This is a genomic window from candidate division KSB1 bacterium, from assembly GCA_034505495.1.
Taxonomy (GTDB): domain Bacteria; phylum Zhuqueibacterota; class Zhuqueibacteria; order Residuimicrobiales; family Krinioviventaceae; genus Fontimicrobium_A.
Genome location: JAPDQV010000068.1, coordinates 1 through 3,713, shown reverse-complemented (window position 1 = coordinate 3,713; position 3,713 = coordinate 1). Strand labels below are relative to the sequence as shown.

Here is a 3,713-nt window from a genome sequence, read left to right as displayed (position 1 = left end):
CGGGCAGAAAACCGGCGTCGCGAACCTCCAGCATCCACGCGCGCAGGTCGGCGCGCATTCTCTGCAGCACCTCGGCGTACTGCGGATTGCCGGCCAGGTTGTTGACCTCCCAAGGATCATTGACGACATCATACAGCTCTTCAGCCGGTTTAGGCCGCCAGAATCGGCTTTGCACCTCGTTGCAGCGGCCGGCGCGGTACTCGGCTTCCCATGAGCGCGTCGCCGGCATGCGCCACAGGTATTCCAAATGCTGCCCCAAGGGACGGTGCGGGTTAAAATGGCGCGTGTAGCGGAATCTTTTGTCGCGCAGGGAGCGGCTGAGGTCATAGCGCTCGTCCATGCGGCTGCGAAAAGCCAGCGCGTAGCGGCGCGGTTTGTCCTTGTACCTGCCGAGAAAAGCATGCCCCTGCATGTATTCCGGCGGCCGAATACCGACCAGGCTGAGCAGCGATTTGGGTATATCGGCAAAAGTAATGAGCTGATCGATGCGCTGTCCAGGACGCGCGGGTGCCAAGTGCTGATATTTTTGCGGAAAACGGATCATCATCGGCACGCGCAGACCGGTTTCATAAAGGAAGCGCTTGCTGCGCGGCAGGACGCCGCCGTGGTCTCCGTAATAGAACACGATCGTATCCTCCGCCAGGCCGTTTTCCTCCAGTTCTTTGAGAACTCTGCCCACCTGTTCGTCAAGGGCCTGAATTTGGTCGTAATACTGCGCCCAGTCATGGCGAATTTCGGGCGTATCGGGGTGATAGGGCGGCAGCTTGACCTTGGCCGGATCATGGCGCAACTGTTCGGCGGGTATGCTGGTGTGCAGCGTATGCTCGTGGCTGATGGTGAAATTGAAAACGGCAAAGAACGGCTTGCCTGCCGGTCTATTTTTGTAATGCGCGGTTGTACTGCATTCATCCCAATAAGAGGCATCGTCGCCGAGAAAATTGTAATCGGTTTTGACATTGTTCGTGCAGTAATATCCGGCCTCGCGCAGATAAAGCGGATAGGGCTTTATAAACGTCGGCAGCGGGTAGCGGCTGCGCATGGGCTCGGTGCCGGTGCTCGCCGGATAGACGCCGGTGACCAGGCAATTGCGCGCCGGCGCGCAAACCGGAGAGGTGGCAAAAGCGTTATCGAATACGACGCTTTCTTTGGCAAGCCGGTCAAAGTTCGGCGTTGTGGCAAAGGTGTCGCCGTAACAGCCGAAGAGAGGGCTGTTGTCTTCGCTGGTGATCCACAGGATGTTGGGGCGTTCCGGTTCCCTACAGGTTATCCAGGCGCCCCCCGCAACGGCTGCTGCGCCGGCCATCTTGAGAAATTGACGACGAGAGGCCGCCATAATTCCTCCTTATCGAATAAGGGCCATCTTCCTCATTTGGATTTCTTGTTCCACCTGCAGCCGAGAGAAATAGATGCCCGTCGGCAGCGGATTGCCGTCGCCGTCGATTGCCGGAAACTCAAAACGATGCAGACCGGCGGGCATAAAGCCGTTTTGCAACGACTTGACTTCACGCCCGAGAGCGTCATGGATCGAGAGAGAGACATGCGCAGTCTGATCCAGTCGAAATGACAGCGTGGTGCCGGAGTTGAACGGATTGGGATAGTTCGGCAGCAGCTCAAAGCCTTTCAGGGCGGAAGGCGGTGTCTCCTGAATGCCCGCACCCACGGCATCGAGGCGAATCGAGTAGACGGAAACGCCAGCAGTAATGTAAAGGGTGCGATAATCCGCATCGCCCCAATTCAGATTGGTTACCGTTTCAGGAACTTTGATTTTATCGATTACTTTTCCGTCAGGCGAAAAAATCCACACTCCGCCAGGACCGCTGCAGTATAGTTTGCCTTCCGTGTCCGTTTTCATGCCGTCCGCGGCGCCGCTGCCGGTCATGGCGTAAAAGAGCTTTTTATTGGCAATCGTATGATCTTCTTTGACATCCCATACGTAAATGCGCAGCGCCTGCGAGTCATTGACGTAAAGCTTTTTTTCATCCGGCGAAAAGCAGATGCCGTTGGGTCGGGTAAGCGATTTATCCAGTAGGATCAAATCTCCCTGAGGAGACAAACAAAAGATACCATAGAATTTGAGCTCTTCCTGCGGAGCATTTATGCCGTAAGGGGGATCGGTAAAATAGATCCAACCGTCTCTCTTGACCGCCAGGTCATTGGGACTATTGAGGCGCTTGCCCTGATACCGCTCCGCCAAAGCGGTCTCGGTACCGTCGGGGTTCAGCCGCGACACTCGGCGCAGGCCGTGCTGGCACAGTAAAACATTCCCCTGAAGGTCCAGGGCTAAACCGTTGGAATTTCCGGAAGGACTATAGAAAATATTTATCTTCCCGTCAACAGGATTCCATTGATAGACCGTACTGGCCGGAATATCGGAAAAGATCAAAAATCCCTGCGGATGCCAAAGGGGGCCTTCTACGAATTGAAAGCCGGTTGCGATCTTGTCGAGTATCGCGTCGGTCGGGACGGGAGACTGACCGAAAAGCGGCGCAGAGGTCAGTGCAAAAACAAGAAATGGAGATAACGCCCTACAGATTTTCATGCTTGCCCTTTCTTTTCTGATTCATGCATTCTTTTTTACAAATTTTATGCAGCAATCGCAAAATAAAAATCGTAAAAAATCATCCAGGAGCGCAGCCGATAGGGAAAGGTTGCAAACGGTCGTTTGTGATAAGTTCAGGAGGGCTGGTGAAAAATTTCGCGCTTGCGTTTTTCATTGTTTCTCGTTATTTTCAGTTGTTGTTCTGCAGCAGAACCTCGTCAGAGGCGGCGCATGGAAGAGCAAGCGATCAGGCGATTGTACTATTCAATCGCCGAGGTCAGCGCAATAACAGGGTTAAAACCGTATGTCCTGCGCTATTGGGAAAGTGAGTTTCCGGAACTCAAGCCCAATAAAAATCGGGCCGGCAATCGCATCTATAAAAAGAGCGATATCCAACTGATTTTTGCGATCAAGAGACTTCTGTACGAGGATAGATATACGATCGAAGGCGCCCGAAGAAAACTGCGCGAAATGCGGCAGAACAATGAATTGAACGGGCAGCTGTCGATCTTCCGAGAACCTGCCGGAAACGGCATTTTGGATGAAATTTACGCCGGCTTGAAAGAGTGCTTGGAAATTTTGCAGCAGAACGCGACAGAGAGCGAGTCCCGTATTGAAGAAAAAGAGGGCTCGGAAAGCATCGGGGCGTAGCGCAGTCCGGTTAGCGCACTTGACTGGGGGTCAAGGGGTCGGAAGTTCAAATCTTCTCGCCCCGACGCAAAAATAGAAGGCCTGCTTTATCAGCAGGCCTTTTCTTTTTTAACTTGACCGCCGCAGCCCTCCTTTATCCTATTCAAAAGGTGTTGCCGAATCGGCGTTTCATTTAGCCTTTGCCGTTATAGGGATTTGTATGATCGATGCCGTCGAACTGCCCTTTGCAATATCGGCGGATAAAAAGTAAACAATGCACCGAGCAAAATTATCAGCAGAGACAAATCGAACATAGAGTATGCCCAGCGGGTAACGCGTTCAAGGGTCGGTATTTTGACGATCATCAAAATTCCACAAACCATGACCGTAAGGAGAAAAATCAACAAAAGATTCGTCCAGGCAGACAGCGCCGCATGCGGTCGTTGTTTGGTCATGCTGTGTCGGATGCGGTAAGCTACGGCAAACAGTCCGGTCAAAACAATGACCACCGACAAGACAAAATGATTGACATCCAGCCACAACC

General features: G+C 52.9%; 4 protein-coding genes and 1 tRNA gene. 2 read left to right on the top strand and 3 right to left on the bottom strand.

Annotation, left to right across the window (positions count from 1 at the left end; translation table 11 throughout):
• Together ONB24_15105 and ONB24_15100 are read right to left on the bottom strand one after the other, a co-directional pair.
• Positions 1-1,333, bottom strand: a 1,333-nt coding sequence (locus tag ONB24_15105; GenBank protein ID MDZ7317438.1) for a sulfatase, incomplete at its 3' end; no start/stop codon positions are given.
• Positions 1,334-1,342: 9 nt separating this feature from the next.
• Positions 1,343-2,539 (bottom strand): SMP-30/gluconolactonase/LRE family protein, encoded by a 1,197-nt coding sequence (locus ONB24_15100; protein ID MDZ7317437.1) that lies wholly within the window; start codon positions 2,537-2,539, stop codon positions 1,343-1,345.
• Positions 2,540-2,770: 231 nt separating this feature from the next.
• On the opposite strand from ONB24_15100, the gene ONB24_15095 reads away from it, so the two are divergent.
• Both ONB24_15095 and ONB24_15090 read left to right on the top strand, forming a co-directional pair.
• Positions 2,771-3,190: a MerR family transcriptional regulator gene (locus ONB24_15095; GenBank protein MDZ7317436.1), complete on the top strand. Its 420-nt coding sequence runs from the start codon at positions 2,771-2,773 to the stop codon at positions 3,188-3,190.
• Positions 3,181-3,255 (top strand) — tRNA-Pro (locus ONB24_15090). Before ONB24_15095 ends, ONB24_15090 begins: the two co-directional genes overlap by 10 nt.
• Positions 3,256-3,375: 120 nt before the next feature.
• Here ONB24_15090 and ONB24_15085 read toward each other — a convergent pair.
• Positions 3,376-3,713: hypothetical protein (locus ONB24_15085; GenBank protein ID MDZ7317435.1), on the bottom strand; the 338-nt coding region annotated here is incomplete at its 5' end.